The sequence below is a fragment of the Burkholderia sp. HI2761 genome, from assembly GCF_002223355.1.
In the GTDB taxonomy this organism is placed as follows: Bacteria; Pseudomonadota; Gammaproteobacteria; order Burkholderiales; family Burkholderiaceae; genus Burkholderia.
Genome location: NZ_NKFN01000008.1, coordinates 314,879 through 337,604, shown reverse-complemented (window position 1 = coordinate 337,604; position 22,726 = coordinate 314,879). Strand labels below are relative to the sequence as shown.

Annotated in this window: 18 protein-coding genes; 10 read left to right on the top strand and 8 right to left on the bottom strand. The window is 65.3% G+C overall.

Annotation, left to right across the window (positions count from 1 at the left end):
* Nucleotides 1-115: 115 nt before the first annotated feature.
* The gene (locus CFB46_RS31500; protein ID WP_027786166.1) at nt 116-664 is read left to right on the top strand and encodes an RNA polymerase sigma factor; all 549 of its coding nucleotides are present in this window, start codon (nt 116-118) and stop codon (nt 662-664) included.
* Entirely contained in the window at nt 661-1,599 is a 939-nt protein-coding gene (locus CFB46_RS31495; protein ID WP_027786165.1) for an anti-sigma factor, read from the top strand. Before CFB46_RS31500 ends, CFB46_RS31495 begins: the two co-directional genes overlap by 4 nt.
* 153 nt (nt 1,600-1,752) lie before the next feature.
* Here the strand turns inward: CFB46_RS31495 and CFB46_RS31490 are convergent, their stop codons facing one another.
* Complete coding sequence (locus CFB46_RS31490) at nt 1,753-2,658, bottom strand: ketopantoate reductase family protein (RefSeq protein ID WP_027786164.1); 906 nt, start codon at nt 2,656-2,658, stop codon at nt 1,753-1,755.
* A gap of 552 nt (nt 2,659-3,210) precedes the next feature.
* Here CFB46_RS31490 and CFB46_RS31485 point away from each other — a divergent pair.
* The 4 genes from CFB46_RS31485 to CFB46_RS31470 all read left to right on the top strand — a co-directional run bounded on the left by CFB46_RS31485 (nt 3,211) and on the right by CFB46_RS31470 (nt 8,846).
* The gene (locus CFB46_RS31485; protein ID WP_027786163.1) at nt 3,211-5,001 is read left to right on the top strand and encodes an acyl-CoA dehydrogenase; all 1,791 of its coding nucleotides are present in this window, start codon (nt 3,211-3,213) and stop codon (nt 4,999-5,001) included.
* Nucleotides 5,002-5,082: 81 nt separating this feature from the next.
* A complete protein-coding gene (locus tag CFB46_RS31480) occupies nt 5,083-6,711 on the top strand; it encodes an electron transfer flavoprotein-ubiquinone oxidoreductase (RefSeq protein ID WP_373558218.1) in 1,629 nt (542 codons plus the stop codon).
* A 48-nt stretch (nt 6,712-6,759) separates the two neighbouring features.
* Nucleotides 6,760-7,953, top strand: a complete 1,194-nt coding sequence (gene bktB, locus CFB46_RS31475) for a beta-ketothiolase BktB (RefSeq protein ID WP_027786161.1) — start codon at nt 6,760-6,762, stop codon at nt 7,951-7,953.
* Between the two features lie 38 nt (nt 7,954-7,991).
* Nucleotides 7,992-8,846 (top strand): 3-hydroxybutyryl-CoA dehydrogenase, encoded by an 855-nt coding sequence (locus tag CFB46_RS31470; protein WP_027786160.1) that lies wholly within the window; start codon nt 7,992-7,994, stop codon nt 8,844-8,846.
* A 148-nt stretch (nt 8,847-8,994) separates the two neighbouring features.
* On the opposite strand, the gene CFB46_RS31465 is transcribed toward CFB46_RS31470, so the two are convergent.
* The 3 genes from CFB46_RS31465 to deoC form a co-directional block, all read right to left on the bottom strand.
* Nucleotides 8,995-9,858, bottom strand: a complete 864-nt coding sequence (locus CFB46_RS31465) for a DUF2071 domain-containing protein (protein ID WP_027786159.1) — start codon at nt 9,856-9,858, stop codon at nt 8,995-8,997.
* A gap of 265 nt (nt 9,859-10,123) precedes the next feature.
* On the bottom strand, nt 10,124-11,035 hold the full coding sequence (locus CFB46_RS31460; protein ID WP_027786158.1) for a phytanoyl-CoA dioxygenase family protein: 912 nt from the start codon (nt 11,033-11,035) through the stop codon (nt 10,124-10,126).
* A 239-nt stretch (nt 11,036-11,274) separates the two neighbouring features.
* A complete protein-coding gene (gene deoC, locus CFB46_RS31450) occupies nt 11,275-11,955 on the bottom strand; it encodes a deoxyribose-phosphate aldolase (protein WP_027786157.1) in 681 nt (226 codons plus the stop codon).
* Between the two features lie 146 nt (nt 11,956-12,101).
* On the opposite strand from deoC, the gene deoR reads away from it, so the two are divergent.
* Nucleotides 12,102-12,872 carry a DNA-binding transcriptional repressor DeoR gene (deoR, locus tag CFB46_RS31445; RefSeq protein WP_027786156.1) on the top strand — a complete coding sequence of 257 codons (771 nt, stop codon included), beginning with the start codon at nt 12,102-12,104 and terminating at the stop codon, nt 12,870-12,872.
* A gap of 58 nt (nt 12,873-12,930) precedes the next feature.
* On the opposite strand, the gene CFB46_RS31440 is transcribed toward deoR, so the two are convergent.
* From CFB46_RS31440 to CFB46_RS31425, 4 genes are all read right to left on the bottom strand, one after another.
* Entirely contained in the window at nt 12,931-13,983 is a 1,053-nt protein-coding gene (locus CFB46_RS31440; protein WP_027786155.1) for an aldose 1-epimerase family protein, read from the bottom strand.
* A 2-nt stretch (nt 13,984-13,985) separates the two neighbouring features.
* Nucleotides 13,986-15,359 carry an L-fucose:H+ symporter permease gene (gene fucP / locus CFB46_RS31435; RefSeq protein WP_089502440.1) on the bottom strand — a complete coding sequence of 458 codons (1,374 nt, stop codon included), beginning with the start codon at nt 15,357-15,359 and terminating at the stop codon, nt 13,986-13,988.
* Between the two features lie 40 nt (nt 15,360-15,399).
* A complete protein-coding gene (gene rbsK, locus CFB46_RS31430; protein WP_027786153.1) occupies nt 15,400-16,326 on the bottom strand; it encodes a ribokinase in 927 nt (308 codons plus the stop codon).
* A 392-nt stretch (nt 16,327-16,718) separates the two neighbouring features.
* On the bottom strand, nt 16,719-17,321 hold the full coding sequence (locus CFB46_RS31425; protein ID WP_027786152.1) for a LysE family translocator: 603 nt from the start codon (nt 17,319-17,321) through the stop codon (nt 16,719-16,721).
* Between the two features lie 931 nt (nt 17,322-18,252).
* On the opposite strand from CFB46_RS31425, the gene CFB46_RS31420 reads away from it, so the two are divergent.
* Genes CFB46_RS31420 through CFB46_RS31410 form a run of 3 tightly spaced genes read left to right on the top strand, consistent with a single transcriptional unit; the run spans nt 18,253 to nt 22,706 of the window.
* Nucleotides 18,253-19,869, top strand: a complete 1,617-nt coding sequence (locus tag CFB46_RS31420) for a tryptophan halogenase family protein (protein ID WP_027786151.1) — start codon at nt 18,253-18,255, stop codon at nt 19,867-19,869.
* Nucleotides 19,869-20,954, top strand: coding sequence for a monodechloroaminopyrrolnitrin synthase PrnB family protein (locus CFB46_RS31415; protein WP_034185509.1), 1,086 nt, complete (start codon nt 19,869-19,871; stop codon nt 20,952-20,954). Before CFB46_RS31420 ends, CFB46_RS31415 begins: the two co-directional genes overlap by 1 nt.
* A gap of 51 nt (nt 20,955-21,005) precedes the next feature.
* Nucleotides 21,006-22,706, top strand: a complete 1,701-nt coding sequence (locus tag CFB46_RS31410) for an NAD(P)/FAD-dependent oxidoreductase (RefSeq protein WP_027786149.1) — start codon at nt 21,006-21,008, stop codon at nt 22,704-22,706.
* The last annotated feature ends 20 nt before the right edge of the window (nt 22,707-22,726 follow it).

Here is a 22,726-nt window from a genome sequence, read left to right as displayed (position 1 = left end):
CCAACTGTTTACCAGGGGGTATCGCCCGCTCAATTTCGCCTAAACCCATGGACACATGTCAGATGCTGCAGTTTCTCAACGTCGCCTTGGTCGCACCGCAGGAGGATCGACGTAGATGACCGCAGCCGAACTGTCCGCCATGCTGCCTTCGATGCTCCCGCGTCTGTGGGCATTCGCGCTACGGATCTCGGGTGATCGCCACGACGCTGAAGATCTCGTGCAGTGCGCGTGCCTTCGCGCGCTCGAGCGCGCGCATCAATTGCGACCGGGCACCGCGCCGCTGAGCTGGATGTTCTCGATCGTCCAGTCCACCTGGCTCAACGAACTCCGCGCACGCAGCGTGCGCAGGCGCTCGGGCATGGACTGGGACGACGACTTCCTCGAAACCGTCTCCGATCCCGCTGCACCGACGCTGGAGCAACAGGCCCTGGATGAACAGATCGTCAGGGCAGTGCAGCAGTTGCCCGAAGCCCAGCGCGTGGTCATGCTGCTGGTCGGTGTAGAGGGGCTCAGCTATAGCGAAGCGGCCGACGCGCTCGGCGTACCCATCGGCACGATCATGAGCCGGCTTTCGCGAGCCCGCCAGACGATCGGTTCCCTGTTCATCGATCGACAAGACCGACGTGTGAAAAGCAACGCGAATAGTGAGGATCAGGGGGCATGAAAATAGACGACATCCTGCTCATGGCATACGTGGATGGAGAGCTCACGTCACACCAGCGCGAGGAAGTCGAGAGGGCGATCGGAACGTCGCCCGATATCGCCACACGCGTTGCATGGCTCGAAGCATCGGTGTTGCCGTACCAGCGTGCATTCGAGCAGCAGGAATGGCCGTCGGTTCCGCAGAGCCTGGTGCACAAGGTCGCCGAAATCGCGCAGGCGTACGTCGCGTCTTCGGACGTCGTCGCGCGTGACGTCAGTCGTTCCGTCGATGCACCTGTGCCGCAACCCGAGGTACGTGAGGCGTTCGCCGCGCCGATACGCTCGCGGTTTGGCATGATGGCGCCTTGGCTCGCCGTGGCCTTCGTCGCGGGTGCGTTCTGCTTCGGCGCCATACTGCGCTTCGCGCCGGGCGCGGCGCGAGGTGGCTTCGCACCGCAGGCCGCACCGATGGCTACGCAGACGCGCGCGTCCCCCTGGATCATGGCGGCTGCGAATTATCAACGACTCTATACGCGCGATACCGTCGCGTTCGATTCGTCGAATCCCGCTGTCGCGGCGCATACGGTGGAAAACATTCGCCGTGACGACGGGCTGCCGATACGGATTCCGGATCTGCGCTCGGCGGGGCTGACGTTCAAGCGCATACAGCGCCTGCGCTTCAACGACAAGCCGTTGGTGCAGATCGTCTATCTGCCGGAAAAAGGCATGCCGGTGGCGCTGTGCCTGATGAAGGATGACAAGCCCGACACGGCGCTCGCCCGACAACAGGTCGGCGGCATGGACGTCGTGACATGGCGGCGTGCCAACCTCACTTATGCGCTGATCGCCCCGCCCGGCGACACCGATCTCGGCGCAATCGGCAAGCAGATATCCGAAAATGTCGTGGGGGAAAGGCTAGGTCAGGTGCCGCATGTCGATCTGGCGATCGCGAGTTGAAGGAAATCTCCGCGGCGTACAGCGCATTTCGATCACGCAGCGCGCATTCTGACGTGCAGACGAGCAACTTCGTTCTGCGGACCGGCGGCAAATTGCGCCGTTTTCGGCGGCCGTCCGGGCCGCAAATGACAGCGAACACCTGGCCGCGTCCGATCACGACCTTGCCGCGGCCTTCGCTTCCAGCATCTTCACGAACAGACAGAGCGTCTGATTGACCGGTGTGCCGATGCCGGCGGCAAGGCCGCGCCGAACGACCGCGCCATTCAGATGGTCGATTTCGCTGCGTTTGCCCCGCGCCAGATCCTGCGCCGTCGACGAATACTGACCCGGCGGAATCGTCGCTTCGATTTGCTCGACGATACGCGCCGGCGGGTCTGCGAAGTGGACACCCTCGGCGGCAGCGACGGCGAGGCACTCGGCGACGACTGCGCGCATGGTTTCGCTCAGTGCGTCGCGATGCGGCATTTCGCCCAACGGCAGTTGCACGATCGCCGAAATCGCGTTGTATGCGCAGTTCAGGATGAACTTCTGCCAGAGCGTCGCGCGTACGTCGTCGGCGATCCGGGTGGGAATGCCCGCCGCACGCAGGATGTGCGCGAGCGGTTCGCTGGGCGGCGCTGCTTCGATCGCGAGATCGCCGCGGCCGTGGTGCAACAGATGCCCCGGGCCGGCCATCTCGCTGGCGACATACACCGCCGCGCAAATGACGGGTTGCGAAATCTCGGCACGCAAGAGCGCGGCGTTGTCGACGCCGTTTTGCAGACTGACCACGGTGGCTTCCGGTGCGAGGACGCGGCTTAGCTTGCGCGCCGCTTCGGCGGTATCGCCTGATTTCACGCATACCAGAACGACGTCTGCCGATCGGGCCGCCTCGATATCGGTCGACGCGTTGGCGGGTACGTGCTTGTCGAACGCGCGCGTCTGGAGGCGCAATCCGAAATCGCGAATCGCGTCCACGTGCGACGGCCGGCCAATGAAGACGACATCGTGGCCGTGCAGCCCCAGCATGCCACCGAAGTAGCAGCCAACCGCGCCGGCGCCCAACACTGCAAACCGCATGATTGCTCCAAGGGAACCCGTGAACACTTCACGCATGCACGAAGTGCACGCGCACGACCGCCCCGTGGGGCCGTCCATCCACATTGAACACGCGAGTGCCGCCGTTTATTCCCGAAATCGTGAGAGGCGACGGCACGCTTGCGCGAGTGTTGACCCTGATGGCGGTGGTGAACCGGGCGGCGAGCCGCGCAGACCTCGTGACCCGCGCCGACTCCGGCCGCTCGCTCCCATGGCCGGCTCCTCATCCGCGATTCCCATAACCGGCTCCCATAAGCTCACGCGTCGTCAATGCGCTCGCTGCTTCGACCCCATCACTCGGGCATACCGATGGTCCGCCGCCGCCCCGATCCGGCCAAACCCTTATCCAGCCGTCCATTTCGGGCCGAGCCCACGCAATCTGTGGCCGATTTTGTCACCATGTGGGCCGGATATGACAACGCGAATCGGCCATTGCGGCATTACGATGGGTCACGTCGTCGCCCGGAGCCGGCCGGTTTTGGCGGACCGGCCCGGTAGCGCGCCTCATTCACCGCCTGATTTGGAACATCGACCATGAGCTATAACGCCCCCGTCAAGGACATGCTGTTCGTGCTGAAGGAACTCGCGGGTATCGACGCCGTCGCGCAGTTGCCGGGCTTCGAGGATGCGGGTTACGACACGGCGCAGGCCGTACTCGACGAGTCCGCGAAATTCTGCGGCGAGGTGCTGGCGCCGCTGAACGTCGAAGGCGATCGCAACCCGAGCAGCTGGAAGGATGGCGTCGTGACCGCGACGCCGGGCTTCGGCGCAGCGTTCCGCCAGTTCGTCGAAGGCGGCTGGCAGGGGTTGCAGCATCCGGCCGAATACGACGGCCAGGGGCTGCCGAAGCTGATTGCGACGCCGTGCATCGAGATGCTGAACGCGTCGAACCTGTCGTTCGCGCTGTGCCCGCTGCTCACCGACGGCGCGATCGAGGCGTTGCTGACGGCCGGCACCGACGAGCAGAAGCAGCGCTACGTGCCTAAGCTGATCTCGGGCGAATGGACCGGTACGATGAACCTGACCGAGCCGCAAGCCGGTTCGGATCTCGCGCTGGTGCGCTCGCGCGCGGAGCCGCAGGGCGACGGTACGTACAAGGTGTTCGGCACGAAGATCTTCATCACGTGGGGCGAGCACGACATGGCGGACAACATCGTCCACCTGGTGCTGGCGCGCACGCCGAACGCGCCGGAAGGCGTGAAGGGCATCTCGCTGTTCATCGTGCCGAAGTTCATGGTCAACGAAGACGGCTCGCTCGGCGCGCGCAACGACGTGCACTGCGTGTCGATCGAACACAAGCTCGGGATCAAGGCGAGCCCGACGGCGGTGCTGCAATACGGCGATCACGGCGGCGCGATCGGCTATCTCGTGGGCGAGGAGAACCGTGGCCTCGAATACATGTTCATCATGATGAATGCGGCGCGCTTCGGGGTCGGGATGCAGGGGATCGGCGTGGCCGACCGCGCGTACCAGAAGGCGGCCGAATTCGCGAAGGAACGCGTGCAGAGCCGTCCGGTGGACGGCTCGGCCAGGCAGTCGGTGACGATCATCCATCACCCGGACGTGCGCCGGATGCTGGGCACGATGCGTGCGCTGACCGAAGGCGCGCGGGCGCTGGCGTATGTGGCCGCCGCGCACAGCGACATTGCCCACCGCCATTCGGACGAGGCGACGCGCTCGCGTCACCAGGCAATCTACGAATATCTGGTGCCGGTGGTGAAGGGCTGGAGCACGGAGATGGTGAACGACGTGGCGAGCCTGGGCGTGCAGGTGCATGGCGGGATGGGCTTCATCGAGGAGACGGGCGCGGCGCAGTACTACCGCGATGCGCGGATCCTGGCGATCTACGAAGGGACGACGGCGATCCAGGCGAACGACCTGGTCGGCCGCAAGACGATGCGAGATGGCGGCGCGGTCGCCAAGGCGCTGATCGCCGAAATCGGCGACACGGTGGCGGCGCTGGGCAAGCTGGAGGGTGCGGCGGCCGCGTCGATGAAGGCGCAGCTGGAGAAGGGCGCACGGGCGCTGTCGTCGGTGGTGGATTACGTGGTGGCGAACGCGAAGCAGGACCCGAACGCGGTGTTCGCGGGCAGCGTGCCGTACCTGAAGCTGGCGGGCGTGGTGCTGTGCGGGTGGCAGATGGCGCGCGCGCTGGTGGCCGCGCAGGCGAACCGTGCGAGCGACGTGGCGTTCTTCGACGCGAAGATCGCGATCGCGCAATGCTATGCGGAGCACGTGCTGGTGCAGGCGAGTGCGCTCGAAGCGTCGATCGTCGGCGCGAAGGGCAACGAGAGCGTGCTCGCGTTGACGGAAGACCAGTTCTGACCGGCTGACGGTCGGGACGCAGCAGGAGACAGGATTTTGACCACACAGGACTTGCTCGCGCAATACGGCCCGCGCGAATCGATGGAATACGACGTCGTGATCGTCGGCGGCGGCCCCGCCGGGCTGTCGGCGGCGATCCGGCTCAAGCAGCTGGCCGCCGAGAAGGGCACCGAGATCGGCGTATGCGTGCTCGAGAAGGGCTCCGAGATCGGCGCGCACATCCTGTCGGGCGCGGTGATGGACCCGCGCGCGATCACCGAACTGTTTCCCGACTGGAAGGAACGGGGCGCACCGCTCGATGTCGAGGTGACGGAAGACCGCTTCCTGTTCCTGTCCGAGAAGAGCGCGGTGACCACGCCGAACTGGGCGCTGCCCGAGAACTTCAAGAATCACGGCAATTACGTGATCTCGCTGGGCAACGTCACGCGCTGGCTCGGGGCACAGGCCGAAGCGCTGGGCGTCGAGATTTTCCCGGGCTTCCCCGCCGCGGAGATCCTCTACAACGACGACGGTTCCGTGAAAGGCGTCGCGACCGGCAACATGGGCGTGGGCAAGGACGGCGAGCCGACCGAGAACTTCCAGCTCGGCATGGAATTGCACGCGAAGTACACGCTATTCGCCGAAGGCTGCCGCGGCCACCTCGGCCGCCAGCTGATCTCGAAGTTCAAGCTCGACGCGAACGCCGATCCGCAGGCGTACGGGATCGGCATCAAGGAACTGTGGGAAATCGATCCCGCCAAGCACAAGCCGGGTCTCGTGATCCACACGGCCGGCTGGCCGCTGAAGTCGGATACGTACGGCGGCTCGTTCCTGTATCACATGGACAACAACCAGGTGGTGGTCGGCTTCGTGGTGGGCCTGGGCTACACGAACCCGTACCTGTCGCCGTTCGAGGAGTTCCAGCGCTACAAGACGCATCCGTCGATCCGCGCGTTCCTCGAAGGCGGCAAGCGCGTGTCGTACGGCGCGCGGGCGATCACGGCGGGCGGGCTGCTGTCGCTACCGAAGACGGTGTTCCCGGGCGGCGCGCTGATCGGCGATGACGCGGGTTTCCTGAACGCATCGCGGATCAAGGGCAGCCACGCGGCGATCAAGACCGGCATGCTGGCGGCCGACGCCGCGTTCGACGCGGTGCAGGCCGGCCGTCAGTCGGATGAACTGAATGCGTACCCGGATGCGTTCAAGCAATCGTGGCTGTACACGGAGCTGTACCGCGCGCGCAACTTCAAGCAGTGGATGGCCAAGGGCCTGTATCTGGGCACGCTGATGGTCGGGCTCGAGCAGAAGGTGATGGGCGGCAACGTGCCGTGGACGCTGCATCACCAGCATGCGGATCACGAGATGCTGAAGCCGGCGTCGCAGTGCGAGCCGATCGCGTATCCGAAGCCGGACGGCAAGCTGACGTTCGACCGGCTGTCGTCGGTGTTCATCTCGAACACGAACCACGAGGAGAACCAGCCGGCGCATCTGACGCTGAAGGATGCGAGCGTGCCGGTGAACGTGAATCTGCGCACGTACGCGGGGCCGGAGGCGCGGTTCTGCCCGGCGGCGGTGTACGAGTTCGTGAAGAACGACGACGGCGGCGATCGTCTGGTGATCAACGCGCAGAACTGCGTGCACTGCAAGACCTGCGACATCAAGGACCCGACGCAGAACATCGTGTGGGTCACGCCCGAAGGGGGCGGCGGGCCGAATTACCCGAACATGTAACGCAACGCATCCCCGCGCCCGCGGGCGCGAACGAACCGGAGTGAGACGATGAGCAATGCAGCGAAGGAAGTCGTGGTGGTGAGCGGTGTCCGTACCGCGATCGGTGATTTCGGCGGCAGCCTGAAGGATTTCTCGCCGACCGACCTCGGCGCGAAGGTAGTCGCCGACGTGCTGGCGCGCGCGAACGTGCCGGGCGATGCGGTCGGCCATGTCGTGTTCGGCCACGTCGTGAACACCGAGCCGAAGGACATGTATCTCGCGCGCGTCGCGGCGATCAACGGCGGCGTCGCGCAGCACACGCCGGCGCTCACCGTGAACCGCCTGTGCGGCTCCGGCCTGCAGGCGATCGTGTCGGCCGCACAGACGATCATGCTCGGCGATGCCGACGTCGCGATCGGCGGCGGTTCGGAGAGCATGAGCCGCGCGCCGTACACCGTGCCGGCCGCGCGCTTCGGCCAGCGCATGGGCGACGGCAAGCTCGTCGACATGATGCTCGGCGCGCTGCACGACCCGTTCCAGACGATCCACATGGGCGTGACGGCCGAGAACGTCGCACGCAAGTACGACATCTCGCGTGAAGCGCAGGATGCGCTGGCGCTGGAATCGCATCGTCGCGCGGCGCGCGCGATCGCGGAAGGGCGCTTCAAGGATCAGATCCTGCCGATCTCGATCCGCACGAAGAAGGGCGAAGTCGCGTTCGACACCGACGAGCACGTGCGGCACGACGCGAGCTCGGACGATTTCACGAAGCTCAAGCCGGTGTTCGCGAAGGAGAACGGCACCGTGACCGCCGGCAACGCATCGGGCATCAACGACGCGGCCGCTGCCGTGCTGATGATGAGCGCGGACGCCGCACGCGCGCAGGGCGTGAAGCCGCTCGCCCGCCTCGTCGCGTATGCGCACGCGGGCGTCGATCCGGCGTACATGGGCATCGGCCCGGTGCCGGCCACGCAGAAGGCGCTCGAACGCGCCGGCCTGAAGATCGCCGATCTCGACGTGATCGAAGCCAACGAGGCGTTCGCCGCGCAGGCCTGCGCGGTCACGCAGGAGCTCGGCCTCGATCCCGCTAAGGTCAACCCGAACGGCTCGGGCATCTCGCTCGGTCATCCGATCGGTGCGACCGGCGCGCTGATCACGGTGAAGGCGCTGTACGAACTGAAGCGCATCGGCGGGCGTTACGCGCTCGTGACGATGTGCATCGGCGGCGGCCAGGGGATTGCTGCCATCTTCGAGAACATCTGATAATCGACCGCTCAGCATCCGAATACACAGGACATTTCATGGCCATCGAAATCGTCGGCGTCGTGGGCGCCGGAACCATGGGTAACGGCATTGCGCAAACCGCCGCCGTTGCAGGACTGAACGTCGTGATGATCGACGTCAGCGACGCCGCGCTCGACAAGGGTCTCGCGACGCTGAAGGGCAGCCTCGAGCGGCTCGTGTCGAAGGACAAGCTCGACGCGGCCGCACGCGATGCGGCGCTCGCGCGCATCGCGACGTCGACGGACTACGCGAAGCTCGCCTCGGCCGACATCGTGATCGAAGCCGCCACCGAGAACGTCGAGCTGAAGGGCCGCATCCTGAAGCAGATCGAGGCCGTCGCGCGCCCGGACGCGATCATCGCGACCAACACGTCGTCGATCTCGATCACGGCGCTCGCGGCGCCGCTCGCCGATCCGTCGCGTTTCCTCGGCATGCACTTCTTCAACCCGGTGCCGCTGATGCCGCTCGTCGAGATCATCCGTGGGCTGCAGACGAGCGACGCGACCGCCGCGGCCGTGCGCGCGCTGACCGAGCGTTTCGACAAATCGCCGATCGGCGTGCGCAATTCGCCGGGCTTCGTCGTGAACCGGATCCTGGTGCCGATGATCAACGAAGCGTTCTTCGTGCTGGCCGAAGGCATCGCGTCGGCCGAGGAGATCGACGCGGGGATGAAGCTCGGCGCGAACCACCCGATCGGGCCGCTCGCGCTGGCCGATCTCGTGGGCCTCGACGTGTGCCTCGCGGTGATGGATGTGTTCCTGAAGGACTTCGGCGATCCGAAGTATCGCGCGTGCCCGCTGCTGCGCGAGATGGTGTCGGCGGGGCGGCTCGGGCGGAAGACGGGGCGTGGGGTGTACGACTACGGCAAGTAAGCGGCGCATCGGTGCCACTTCGCGCGGCCGCCTTCGGGCGGCCGTGTGCATTGTGCGGCGCGCGCGGACCGACAGACCGGGCCGGTCGGCCCACTCGGCGATCGTACGCCGGTCGCGCGTCCGTGCGCCGGCCCGCCTGAGCAGCGCGCTACAGCAGCCGTTCGGACAGTACGCGGAATGCGACGTCGGGCACGACGAAGCACAGCGGTTCGCCGGTCGCGCCGATGCGAGCGAGGAAGTCGCCGCCTGCGGGCCCGACCGTCTTCAGCGGCCGGACCGCGTCGACGTCGATCGGCAAATCGATCGACGCATACGCGAGGCGATCGCAGTCTTCGACATGAGCGATGGCCGCGTGCTGCAGCGACAGGGCGGCGACGGCCGCGCGCCAGTCGTCGAAGAATGGCGCGAATGCATCGGGCAGCGTCCGGTCGTGCGACGCTTCGGCCGTGCAGCGGAAGTCGGGGGCACTACCGCCGCCGCCGGCCAGCAGCGTGTCGTACTGTCCGTCACGCACCGCATGCGTGAACCGCCGCGCAAGATGCGACGGCAGCGCGTCGCTGAAGAGCCGGCTGCCGAGCGCATAGAGCGGGTGGTCGAACACGTTCTTCACGAACAGCACCGTGCGCTCGGCCGGCATTCCGTCCGGCAGCCCATCGACGTAGAGCCGCCAGTTGCTCTGCAGCGGCGACGGAAACAGGCGCCGCAGCGGGCCGGCAAGACGCGGGCCGAAGTGCCGGTGCGCGTAGGTGAGCGTCGTGAACAGCGTGCGGCCGTCGCGGCTCGCGAGCGTGACGCCGCGCGGCACCAGGTGCGCGACGGCCGCGACATCGACGACCCAGGTGCAATACACGACGTTCTCGACGTCGCTCGCGAGCTGCAGGAACGGCAGCCGCGACAGCAGCGCGCGGCGTGCGCGCAGCAGCGGGCGGCTCGCGACGATCCGGTTGGCGATCCGGCCGGCGAGGCCGGGGGACGGGTAAACGAAGGCGTTGTCGTAGCGCATGGGCGGCATTGTGCCGGGCTTGTCGCGTGCGCGGAAGAGGCGGGGTGGTGTCTTTGGCCCAACCGGGCGAATTTGCCGGGCGCCGCCGCATGGTGCCGCTCGTGCGATGGATCCCGCCGGCCGGTCTTCACGCGTGCCGCACGCGTGCGGATAATCGATCGCCACCGACCTTGCGGATCGAATGCGGATGTCAGCGCGCCGGAATCGATGGAACAATTTCCGTCGACCCGCGCGTACAGGAGAGGTGGCAGCGCTCCAGCGCTTCCGCCACGATTCATTCCGGCTCGGGTTCGTGCATCCGTTGCCGCGACACGTTCAGCCAACGCGCGATCCTGCCGCCCGCGAGTTGCCACTCGAACGGATTGCGGAAATCGAACGTGTACAGCTCGCGTCGAAGGTACGAACAGCACCCGCGTAGACTCCGGGACGCCCGGGAGCGTTCGATGCGCGAGGGCCGCCACGTGTTGTGCCACGGAAAGTTGGTCGCCATACTCGAGCGCCGTCGCGGTAACCGGAAATTGAGCGCATACGCGTACCGCGGCTGGTCCGAGAAGTTTGCCCCCGCGGCATGCAGCGTACGCCCCGCATGCACGGTGCAGTCTCCCGGCATCAACGGACACGCCACGGCGCGCGCCGGATCGAATCCGCCGACACACTCGAGTCCATGGGCGGTCACGTCGCCCCCGAGCGGTACATGCGGAAGCACGTCGTACAGATGAGACCCGGGGATGAACTGCATGCACCCGTTGTCGACCGAGACGGCTTGTAACGGAATCCAGAAGTTGACTTCGCGGTGGTCGATGCGCGCGTCGGTAAACGCGTCGTCCTGATGCCATGGCGTCACGGTGTCCGTATGCGACTGCTTCAGGAAAAAGCTGTCACCGGCAAAACGAACATTCGAGCCGAGCAGCGCCTTGGCGATATCGAGCGCGGCGCGGCGGATGCGGAGTTTCGATAGCCGACGCTCGAAATAGGAGGCCCAGTGGAGCTGGAGAAGTTGATGCTCGGAATCGCATCCGTTCGACTCGGGATAGAAATCAAACATCAGGCCCTCGGCGTAGCCCGTGCGGCTGCCGAGCAGACGATGGCCGATTTCGCGCAAGTCTTCGATCTCCGAGGTGTCGATCAGCCCGTTGATGATCGCAAAGCCGTCGTGATGGAACTGGGACCGAAGATTGGCTTGCATTGGAGCCTTGACGATGAGTTCACGGATCGCGAAGCGATGCAGACGGCCTCTGGTTTTCGATTTTCGTATTTCCGCGCAGGACGCTTCTGTTCGATACCTTACGTTGGCGGCCGACGGCGGAGCAGCCCGACGAGTTGTACGACAACGGTTATCGGGTCGTGGATGGTGCGGACGGCAACGCGCACGACGTCGCGATGCCGCCGCGTGCCGGGCGAGCGCAGTGGCCGGCCGTTCGTGCGTCAGTACCCCGTTCCGCCGCCGCCCTGATCGGTGACGATCGCCACCCCCGAACTCGTGCCGAGCCGCGTCGCGCCGGCTTCGAGCATCGCGAGCGCGGCCGCGCGGTCGCGCACGCCGCCCGACGCCTTCACGCCGAGCGTCGGCCCGACCGTGCGGCGCATCAGCGTAACGTCCGCAAGCGTCGCGCCGCCGTGGCCGAACCCGGTCGACGTCTTCACGAACGCGACGCCGAGATCGCGGCACATCTCGCACACACGCACCTTCTCGTCGTCGGTCAACAACCCCGTTTCGAGGATCACCTTGAGCGGCACCGTGCCGCAGGCGCGATGCACGGCTGCGATGTCGGCCTTCACGTCGTCGGCGCGGCCGCTTTTCAGCGCGCCGATGTTGATCACCATGTCGATCTCGCCGGCGCCTGCCGCGATCGCGGCGGTCGCCTCGAATGCCTTCGCGGCGGACAGCCCGGCGCCGAGCGGAAAGCCGACCACGGCACAGACGAGCACGCCGGTATCGGCCAGCTCGCTCGCGGCGAGCGGCACGTTCGCCGAATTCACGCAGACCGAGTAAAAGCGATGCTCGGCCGCCTGGCGGCAGAGTTCGCGGATCTGCGCGTCGCTCGCGTCGGGCGCGAGCAGCGTGTGATCGATGGCTTGGGCGAGTTGGGCGTTGGAAAGCGGCATGTGTCAGGACTCCACGGATCGTGTGCGGAAAGGGCACACGGAAAGTTGATGTTTTCACATCGGTTTGTTACAAATACGACATTCCGGCCGGGCCTGCGCGCCCGGCACGACGAGCGACTCACGCGACGGGCACGCAGGATACAGGCATGGAAACAAAGAAGGGCGAACGGATCAAGACATTGATGAACGTGCTGCAAGGGCAGAACGCGATTCATCTGAGGGAAGTCGCCGAGCTGTTCGGCGTGTCCGAAATGACGATCCGCCGCGATCTCGCGGACAATCCGCACGGCCTCAGCCTGATCGGCGGCTACGTGACGCGCCATTTCGCCGCGCAGCGCAGCGACATCGGCGAATACCTGATCAGCGCCGAGAACAACCGGCAGACCGAGGAAAAGCGCCGCATCGGCAAGCTGGCCGCGCAGTTCGTGACGACCGGCGACACGATCTTCGTCGACTGCGGGTCGACCACGCCGTTCATCGTCGATTTCATTCCGGACGACCTCGAATTCACGGCGGTCTGCAATTCGTTGAACGTGTTCGCGAAGCTGCAGCAAAAGCCGCATTGCAACGTGATCCTGTGCGGCGGCGCGTATCACCGCCAGAACATGGTGTTCGAATCGGTCGCCGAAACGGGCATCCTCGATTCGGTGCGCGTGTCGAAGGCATTCATCTCGGCGGCCGGCGTGAGCGACCGCTGCGGCGTCACGTGCTTCAACTTCCACGAAGTCGATGCGAAGAAGAAGGTGATGGCCCGCGCGCAGAACCGCTTCCTGCTGGTCGACCACACGAAGTTCGACGAAGTGCGGGCGGCCTATTTCGCCGAACTGACCGATTTCAATTACGTGATCTCCGACGGGCAACTGAGCCGCCGCTACGAAACGGCGATCCGCGAGCACGGGATCGCACTCGTGACCTGATGCGGCGCGGGCTTGCGGCGCGCATTGCATTGCGCTTTCCGTCACGCTTTGCATCGCATCACGCATCGCGTGCTTCAGCCGCGCTGAGGTAGCCGGTGACCACCTCGAAGCGGCGAAACGCGCCCGGCGCCAGCGCCGCGACGTGGCCCTTGCGGCGTTCGGCTTCGTAACCCTCCGGCTCGCAGGTCGACGGCAGCGCGAACGCGGCGACCTGCTGGTCCGCGTTGTGCAGGATCCAGCGCGTCGCATGCGGGAATTGCGCGGGGCGGTAAGCGGTATGGAACGCGCCGCCGTCCGGATGCGCGAGCCGGAAATGCGCGACGCCGTCGGCATCCGTTTCCACGTCGTTCATGAAGAACACGATCTCCGGGTCGTACAGCGCGGGTGCATCGAGCGTCGCGAGCCACGCCGGCTCGCGCGCGAGCGTGGCCGTGTAGTCGCGCCACGCGGCGGTCGGCTTCACGTGCGCGGGCACGCTGTCGCGCAGCCGCACGCCGCCACGCGGGAGCGATTGCACGAAGCGGCCGCCCGGCACGTACGCGTAGTTCAGGTGGGCCATGTACATCAGGTCCATCGGTGCGCCGCCGAGATTCGTCACGTCCATCGCGATCGTCATCCGGGCATCATGCTCCGTCAGCCGCACCGACGGACGCGCGACGTAGTGGCTGCCGAAGCCCTGCACGTACTCGTATTCCCCGGTCACTTCGACCGTTGCGCCGCGCGCATCCGTGCCGACGACCAGGCTCGCGCGATCCATCGGCGCGCACGGCATCTCGCCGTGCAGCGCATGCGTGTCGTCCGGCCCCGGGCAGCCGTTGCGCAGCAACCCGCTGTGGAACATGAAGCAGCCATAGGTATCGATGATCGACGTCGCGCGCCTCGGCTGCCGGAACATGTGCTTCATCGTCAGGTCGCGGCCGTCGAATTCGGCGGCCCAGATCATCTGGCCGAGATACGGCAGCACGACGAGATGACCGCGACGGTTCTCGAGCTTCAGTGCCTCGACGCCGGACGGATACGCGAACGCGGTGACGGTGATGCCGTCGGTGCGGTACAGCGTGCGCGGTGCCTCGCGGAAGTCGTCGCGCCGCAGTTCGATCTCGCCGCGCATGGTCAGGCTCCCGACGTGTTGCGCGTCGCGGCGTAGCGCGTGGACGCATGGCCGTCGGCCGCCGCGTCGGGCGTTGCCGCCGGCAGGTGACACAGGCAGTAGAAGCCGTAGTAGACGATCACGACGAAGCACGCGAGCGGCACGACGAATGCGAGCTGCATGTTGCCGCCCGTGTGATCGGAGATCAGCCCCTGGATCAGCGGCACGACCGCGCCGCCGACGATGCTCATCACGAGGATCGAGCCGCCGTATTCGGTGTCCTTGCCGAGGCCGTCGATCGTCAGCCCGTAGATCGTCGGCCAGCACGGGCCGAGGAAGATGCTCACGCACACGGCCGCATAAACAGCCGTGATGTTGTGCACGCTGATCGTGTACGCGAGCAGCGCGATGCACAGGATGCCGTAGACGATCAGCACCTTGGCCGGTCCGACGCGTTTCATCACGAGCGTCGCGACCAGCTTGCCGACGAAGAACGCGAAGAAGGTCGCGAGCAGGTAGCGCGACGCACCGCGCTCAGTGAGGCCGCCGATCTGCATCGCGAGCCGGATCGTGAAGCTCCACACGCCGACCTGCGCGCCGACGTACAGGAATTGCGCGACCACGCCCGCGACGAAGCGCCGGTTGCCGAACAGGCGCGCGAGCGTGCCGCGTGCGTCGATCCGGTGCGTGACCGTGCCCGCACCGTTGCCCTTGCACGCCGGGTACGGCGTGAGCGCGAACACGATGAACACGGCGACGAGCACGACGATCAGCCACTTGTACGGTTCGAGCGTGGCCTGGATCATCGCGAGCTGGTGCGTGTGGGCGTCGGCGGCCGACATCGCCGCGAGCTGCGCATGCGACGCGTCGCCTTCCTTGAAGATCAGGAAGCTGCCCATGTAGACGCCGGCCATCGCGCCGAACGGATAGAACGTCTGCGAGATGTTCAGTCGCCGCGTGCTGGTGTCGCGCGGGCCCATCAGCGTCGAATACGAGTTCGACGCCGTTTCGAGGAACGACAGGCCCGCGGCGATCACGAACAGCGCGACGAGGAACATCCCGTACTTTGCCATCGACGCGGCCGGGAAGAACAGCAGGCAGCCGGTCGTGTAGAGCAGCAGGCCGACGAGGATCGTCGTCTTGTAGCTGAACTTCTTCACGACGGTCGCGGCCGGAATCGCGAGAAAGAAGTAGCCGAGATAGAACGCGGACTGCACGAACGCCGATTCGAAATCGGACAGGAAGAACGATTTCTTGAACTGCGCGATCAGCACGTCGTTCAGGTTCGCGGCGGTGCCCCACAGCGCGAACAGGCAGCACAGCAACGTGAACGCGAAGAGCGGCGTGCGATTCAGGTAATAGCCGTCGGGGGTGTGTTCGATCCGGGTTCGGCTCATGGGTGTCTCCTTCCCAATGTCTCGTCGATGAAGGCGCCGGTCAGAAGCCGGCGTCGCGGAGGAAGCGTTCGAACGTCGCGGCGTCGGCGTACGACTTCTGCGTGCCGAGGCCCGTGACCGAATGCGCGGCGTAGGCGGACGCGTAACGCATCGCGTCGACGGCGTCGCGCGACGCGGCATAGCAGTGCGCGAAGCAGCCGATATATGCATCGCCGGCGCCCGTCGTATCGCGCGCGTCGACCGGCACGCCCGGCACGTGACGCGCGCCGTCGCGCGACACCAGCAGCGAACCGTTGCTGCCGAGCGTGACGAGCACGTGCTTGAGGCCGCGCGCGACCAGCGCTTCGGCGGCACGGGTCGCGCTCTCGCGCGAATCGACCGGCATGCCCGACACGATCGCGAGCTCGGTTTCGTTCGGCACGAAGAATTCGACGGAACGGATGCGCTCGAAATCGAGGTCGGCTACGGCGGGGGCCGGGTTCAGCAACACGGGAATGCCGTGCCGCGCGCCGAATTCGATCGCGTGATAGACGGTGTCGAGCTCGATTTCGAGCTGCAGCACGATCAGCGCGCAGTCGGCGAGCATCGGCGCGGCCGCATCGATGTCGGCCGGTTGCAAATGGCGATTCGCGCCCTTGACGATCAGGATGCTGTTGCTCGAATCGGGCTCGACGAAGATCGGCGCGACGCCGCTCGGCACGCCGGCGACCTTGCGCACGTGCGTGGTGTCGATGCCTTCGCGCTCGAAGTTGCGGATCGTGGCGTCGGCGAACACGTCGTCGCCGACCTTCGTGACCATCACGACGCGCGCGCCGAGGCGCGCGGCCGCGACGGCCTGGTTCGCGCCCTTGCCGCCGCAGCCGAGCTCGAAGTTCGGCGCCTCGAGCGTTTCGCCCCGGGCGGGCATGCGCGTGACGTAGGTCACGAGGTCGACCATGTTGCTGCCGATGACGGCGATTGTCTCCATCTGCGTCTCTTCCTTGGTATGGGCGGCCGCGCGTGTGGGGTCGGCGGCGGCTCGCGACAGGTGATAATAAAATCACATTGGATGTGAAAATGCAATCCTATGGTGTTAGGAGGGTCACTTTGTGGCGGGTGGCAGGCGGGCGGACGAAATCTCCTGCCTCCGCGTCAGAGAGGTTTCGGATTCATCGGGGAATGGGGCAGTCGTCACGCGAACGATGTCGACAGAGAAGACGAACTCACCGGGAAGCGCCGCGTACGCGGGAGCGATCCGTACAGCGCCGCGCCGCGATGATCCAAACGGGAATCGCCGCCGGCTCTACGCAAACGGCACTCGGGGCGGGCGCCGCCGCGCCACGCCGGATGCTTGCTCGCGCGTCGCGACGATGCCCTCGCTCAGCGGTTCACGATCGAATACACGAGCGTGCCGGAGAACATCAACAGCACGAGCGACGCGCCGCGCAGCAGTGTCGACGTGCGGGCGGCCCACGCGCGTTGCGAAGTGAGGATCCCGCCGAGGGACGACCAGCCTACACCGATCGGCGTGAGCACGACCAGAAATACGAGGAGCGCCCATGCAAAATAGTGCGCCGACCTGAACGCGTCCAACGGAAACAGCGTGCTCGAGAACAGCAGCGCTTTCGGATTCATCATCGTCGCGACGAACACGTCGCGAAAGCGCACCGGTGCGATCGATACGTCCTGCAGCACGCGGCTATGCGTCCACAGCTTCAGCGCGAGGAAAAAGATGTAGACCGAACTCGCGAGCTTGACCACGTCATAAAGCCAGGGGCGGCCAGCAGCGAACGCCGACAGGAAGAATCCCCATACGGAAATCGCGATCGCGTAGCCGAGCGCCTCGGCGACCACCAGCGGCCAGGTGCCACGCAGGCCTACCTTCAACCCCGACGACAACAGCAACGTATTGGTCGGCCCCGGCACGATCAGCACCAGCGATACGTACATCGACATCTTCAGCAAGGCTTCCTGAATAGGCACGCGGCCTCCTCCATTCGTCAGTGTCGCGGTTCGCGTGCGGCCAAGGCTGGCGCACCGTCGAAATAGCGATTGCTCTTTACGCGCTGCGGTTCGATCGGCTCGCTCGGCACCGGCTGTCCGATGACGTCCCGGGCGGCTCGCTCTCCTGTTTCGTTGCGCGGCGCGATGCAGGCCACGTTGCACGCTTCGTGGCGGCACCCGGCCCGGTTCGTTTCAGTGCAAATGCGATCTGCGCTTGCATGAACACGCCCGTCTTCATCGCACGGCTTTCGTATTCGCGTGAGACACATCATGACGAATTTCTCTACTGACGAGTCGGATTATTTTTGGGTCGAGATCAATATCGTCGAAATTCGAAAAGGTCGCCATCTTTGTTCTGAAAACAGTGAATTCGTTATTTCTTTCCTGTGAATTCAGTATGCCATTTACCATTTTTTTGACCGCATGATATCGGGTGCGCATGATTAAAATGAAAAAATGAATTTTGTTGTTTCGAAAAAATTAAATCATTTGATTCGCGAAATTTCACCGATATTTTCCGGGATTTAGAATTTCTCTGAATCGCCTGGGATCGATATGAAATTTTTCGAGATATGCCGTCGTGAACGCTGCTATGGTGTGTCGGAGCGGTCAAGTGCATGGTGTGACAATCCTGGCAACAATTGATAAAACCGAAAATATCAATGAGCTGATGGCGATCGCTGCATCGCCAAGTCGATTTGTCGAGGCGTAATCCATTACGCGGTGTGCCGCCGCGTACGATGGGGGATTCGCATTTTTTGCTTAACCGCGCTGAGATTCGCTACGCCTTTTCGGTGCCATTTGTCGTGATGGGACAGGTGCGTCATGACGCGTTATCGGACGCATTTCCGGTTCAACTCGACGAGGCGGCACTATCCATTCAGGTTTTAAATCCTATGGGAAGCGTGTAATGACTAATCCGATCAAGAATATCGTCATCGTGGGCGGCGGCACGGCGGGCTGGATGAGCGCGTCGTACCTCGTGCGGGCGCTCCAGCAGCAGGCGAACATCACACTCGTCGAATCCGCGGCGATCCCGCGGATCGGCGTGGGCGAGGCGACCATCCCGAGTTTGCAGAAGGTGTTCTTCGACTTCCTCGGGATACCGGAGCGGGAGTGGATGCCCCAGGTAAACGGCGCGTTCAAGTCCGCCATCAGGTTCGTGAACTGGAGGAAGTCTCCCGACCGCTCGCGCGACGATCACTTCTACCATTTGTTCGGCAACGTGCCGAACTGCGACGGCGTGCCGCTGACCCACTACTGGCTGCGCAAGCGCGAACAGGGCTTCCAGCAGCCGATGGAGTACGCGTGCTACCCGCAGACCGAGGCGCTCGACGGCAAGCTGGCACCGTGCCTGGCCGACGGCACCCGCCAGATGTCCCACGCGTGGCACTTCGACGCACACCTGGTGGCCGACTTCTTGAAGCGCTGGGCCACCGAACGCGGCGTGACCCGCGTGGTGGACGAGGTCGAGCAGGTTCATCTGAACGAGCGCGGCTACATCTCCAGCCTGTCCACCAAGGAGGGGCGCACGCTGGAAGCGGACCTGTTCATCGATTGCTCCGGCATGCGGGGGCTCTTGATCAACCAGGCCTTGAAGGAACCCTTCATCGACATGTCGGACTACCTGCTGTGCGACAGCGCGGTCGCCAGCTCCGTGCCTGCCGACGACGCCCGCGTGGGGATCGAGCCGTACACGTCGGCGATCGCCATGAACTCGGGATGGACCTGGAAGATTCCGATGCTGGGCCGGTTCGGCAGCGGCTATGTGTTCTCGAGCAAGTTCACATCGCGCGATCAGGCCACCGCCGACTTTCTTCGCCTCTGGGGCCTCTCGGACGCGCAGCCTCTGAACCAGATCAAGTTCCGGGTCGGGCGCAACAGGCGGGCGTGGGTCAACAACTGCGTCGCGATCGGGCTGTCGTCGTGCTTTCTGGAGCCGCTGGAATCGACCGGTATCTACTTCATCTACGCGGCGCTTTACCAGCTCGTGAAGCACTTCCCCGATACGTCGTTCGACCCGCGGTTGACCGACGCGTTCAACGCCGAAATCGTCCACATGTTCGACGACTGCCGGGATTTCGTGCAGGCGCACTATTTCACCGCGTCGCGCGACGACACACCGTTCTGGCGCGCGAACCGGAACGACCTGCGGCTGTCGGACGCCATCAAGGAGAAGGTCGAACGTTACAAGGCGGGGCTGCCGCTGACCACCACGTCGTTCGACGATTCCACGTACTACGAAACCTTCGACTACGAGTTCAAGAACTTCTGGTTGAACGGAAACTACTACTGCATTTTTGCCGGCCTGGGGCTGCTGCCCGACCGGTCGCTGCCGCTCTTGCAGCACCGGCCGGAGTCGATCGACAAGGCCGAGGCGATGTTTGCGCGGATCCAGCGCGAGGCCGAGCGTCTGCGGACGAGCCTGCCGACGAACCACGATTACCTGCGCTCGCTGCGTGAGCGCGACGCGGGGCTGTCTCGCAGCGAGCCCGGGCCGACGCTCGCGACGCCGGAGATCCTGTAGTGGAGCGCGCGCTGGACCGGGTAGGCGCCATCGCGGCCACGCACGCCGCGGTGGCGGCCTGCGATCCGCTGCGGGCGCGCTCGCTCGTTCTGCAACTGCCGGCCCTGAACCGCAAGCAGGATGTACCCGGCATCGTCGGCGTGTTGCGCGAGTTCCTCCCGGCGCACGGCGTGCCCTCGGGCTGGGGCTTCGTCGAAGCCGCCGCCGCGATGCGGGACATCGGGTTCTTCCTCGGGTCGCTCAAGCGGCACGGCCACGAGCCCGTGGACGTGGTGCCCGGCCTCGAGCCGGTGCTGCTCGACCTGGCGCGCGCGACCGACCTGCCGCCGCGCGAGACGCTCCTGCACGTGACGGTCTGGAATCCCGCGGCGGCCGACACGCAGCGCAGCTACACCGGGCTAGGCGACGAAGCGCACCTGCTCGAGAGCGTGCGCATCTCGATGGCGGCCCTCGAGGCGGCCATCGCATTGACCGTCGAGCTGTCCGACGTGCCGCTGCGGTCGCCCGCGTTCGCGCAAGGGTGCGACGAGCTGACGGCCTACCTGCAGAAAATGGTCGACTCGATCGTTTACGCGTACCGCTTCATCTCGGTGCAGGTCTTCTACGACGAACTCCGCCCGTTCTACGAACCGATTCGAGTCGGCGGCCGGAGCTACCTCGGCCCCGGTGCCGTCGAGATGCCCCTCTTCGTGCTGGAGCACGTGCTGTGGGGCGCGCAATCGGACCATCAGCCTTATCGGGAATTCAAGGAGACGTACCTGCCCTACGTGCTTCCCGCGTTCAGGACGATCTACGCGCGCTTCGCCGATGGGCCGTCGCTCGTCGACCGCGTGCTCGGCGACGCGCAAGCGGACCGTGCGCGGGGCGAGCCCGTCGGGGCAGGGTTGGCGGCCCTCGACCGGGTGTTCGAGGTTCTGCTGCGCTTCCGGGCGCCGCACGTCAAATTGGCGGAGCGGGCGTACGAAGTCGGGCGAAGCGGCCCCACGATCGGCAGCGGCGGCTACGCGCCCAGCATGCTCGGCGATTTGCTCACGCTCACGCGTGCGGCACGGTCGCGCGTTCGCGCCGCGCTCGACGGGCCCTGACGCCCGACGCGCGCGGCCATGTGTTCCATCTCACCAGGAGAGTTAGCCCCCATGACTCAGCAGAGCCCCGCAAACGGGCGCGACAGCAACCACTTCGATGTGATCATCCTCGGCTCTGGCATGTCGGGCACCCAGATGGGAGCCATCCTGGCCAAACAACGGTTTCGCGTGCTGATCATCGAGGAGTCGTCGCACCCGCGGTTCACGATCGGCGAATCGTCGATCCCCGAGACGTCGCTGATGAACCGCATCATCGCCGATCGCTACGGCATTCCGGAGCTCGATCACATCACGTCGTTCTATGCGACGCAGCGTTACGTCGCGTCGAGCACGGGCATCAAGCGCAACTTCGGCTTCGTGTTCCACAAGCCCGGCGAGGAGCACGACCCGAAGGAGTTCACGCAGTGCGTCATTCCCGAGTTGCCGTGGGGGCCGGAGAGCCATTATTACCGGCAGGACGTCGACGCCTACCTGTTGCAGGCCGCCATCAAATACGGCTGCACGGTTCGCCAGAAGACGACCGTGACCGAATACCACGCCGACAAGGACGGCGTCGCGGTGGCCACCGCGCAGGGCGACCGGTTCACCGGCCGGTACATGATCGACTGCGGCGGGCCCCGCGCGCCGCTCGCGACCAAGTTCAATCTTCGCGAAGAGCCGTGTCGTTTCAAAACGCATTCGCGCAGCCTCTACACGCACATGCTCGGGGTCAAGCCGTTCGACGACATCTTCAAGGTCAAGGGGCAGCGCTGGCGTTGGCATGAGGGAACCCTGCACCACATGTTCGAGGGCGGCTGGCTCTGGGTGATTCCGTTCAACAACCACGCGCGTTCGACCAACAATCTGGTGAGCGTCGGCCTGCAGCTCGACCCGCGTATCCACCCGAAAACGGACATCTCCGCGCAGCAGGAATTCGACGAATTCCTCGCGCGGTTCCCGAGCATCGCGGCGCAGTTTCGGGACGCCGTGCCGGTGCGCGACTGGGTCAGGACCGACCGCCTGCAGTTCTCGTCGAGCGCGTGCATCGGCGACCGCTACTGCCTGATGCTGCACGCGAACGGGTTCATCGATCCGCTTTTCTCCCGCGGGCTCGAGAACACCGCGGTGACCATCCATGCGCTCGCGGCGCGCCTCATCAAGGCGCTGCGCGACGACGACTTTTCCCCCGAGCGCTTCGAGTACATCGAGCGCCTGCAGCAGAAGCTGCTGGACCACAACGACGACTTCGTCAGCTGCTGCTACACGGCGTTCTCGGACTTCCGGCTGTGGGATGCGTTCCACCGGCTGTGGGCGGTCGGCACGATCCTCGGGCAGTTCCGGCTCGTGCAGGCACATGCGAGGTTCCGCGCGTCTCGCGACGAGCGCGACCTCGATCGCCTCGACGACGAGGCCCCGTACCTCGGGTTCCTGTGCGCGGACATGGAGGGGTACTACCAGTTGTTCAACGACGCCAAAGCCGAGGTCGAGGCCGTGAGCGCCGGGCACAAGTCGGCGGAGGAGGCCGCGGCGCGGATTCACGCCCTCATCAACGAACGGGAATTCGCGAAGCCGATGTTCGGCTTCGGGTACTGCATCACCGGCGCCAAACCGCAGCTCAACAACTCGAAGTACAGCCTGCTGCCGGCGATGAAGCTGCTGCACTGGACGCAGACCAGCGCGCCGGCGGAGGTGAAAAGGTACTTCGACTACAACCCGATGTTCGCGCTGCTCAGGGCGTACGTCACGACCCGCATCGGCCTGGCGCTGAAGTAGTCGGTCGACCTCCGGAATGA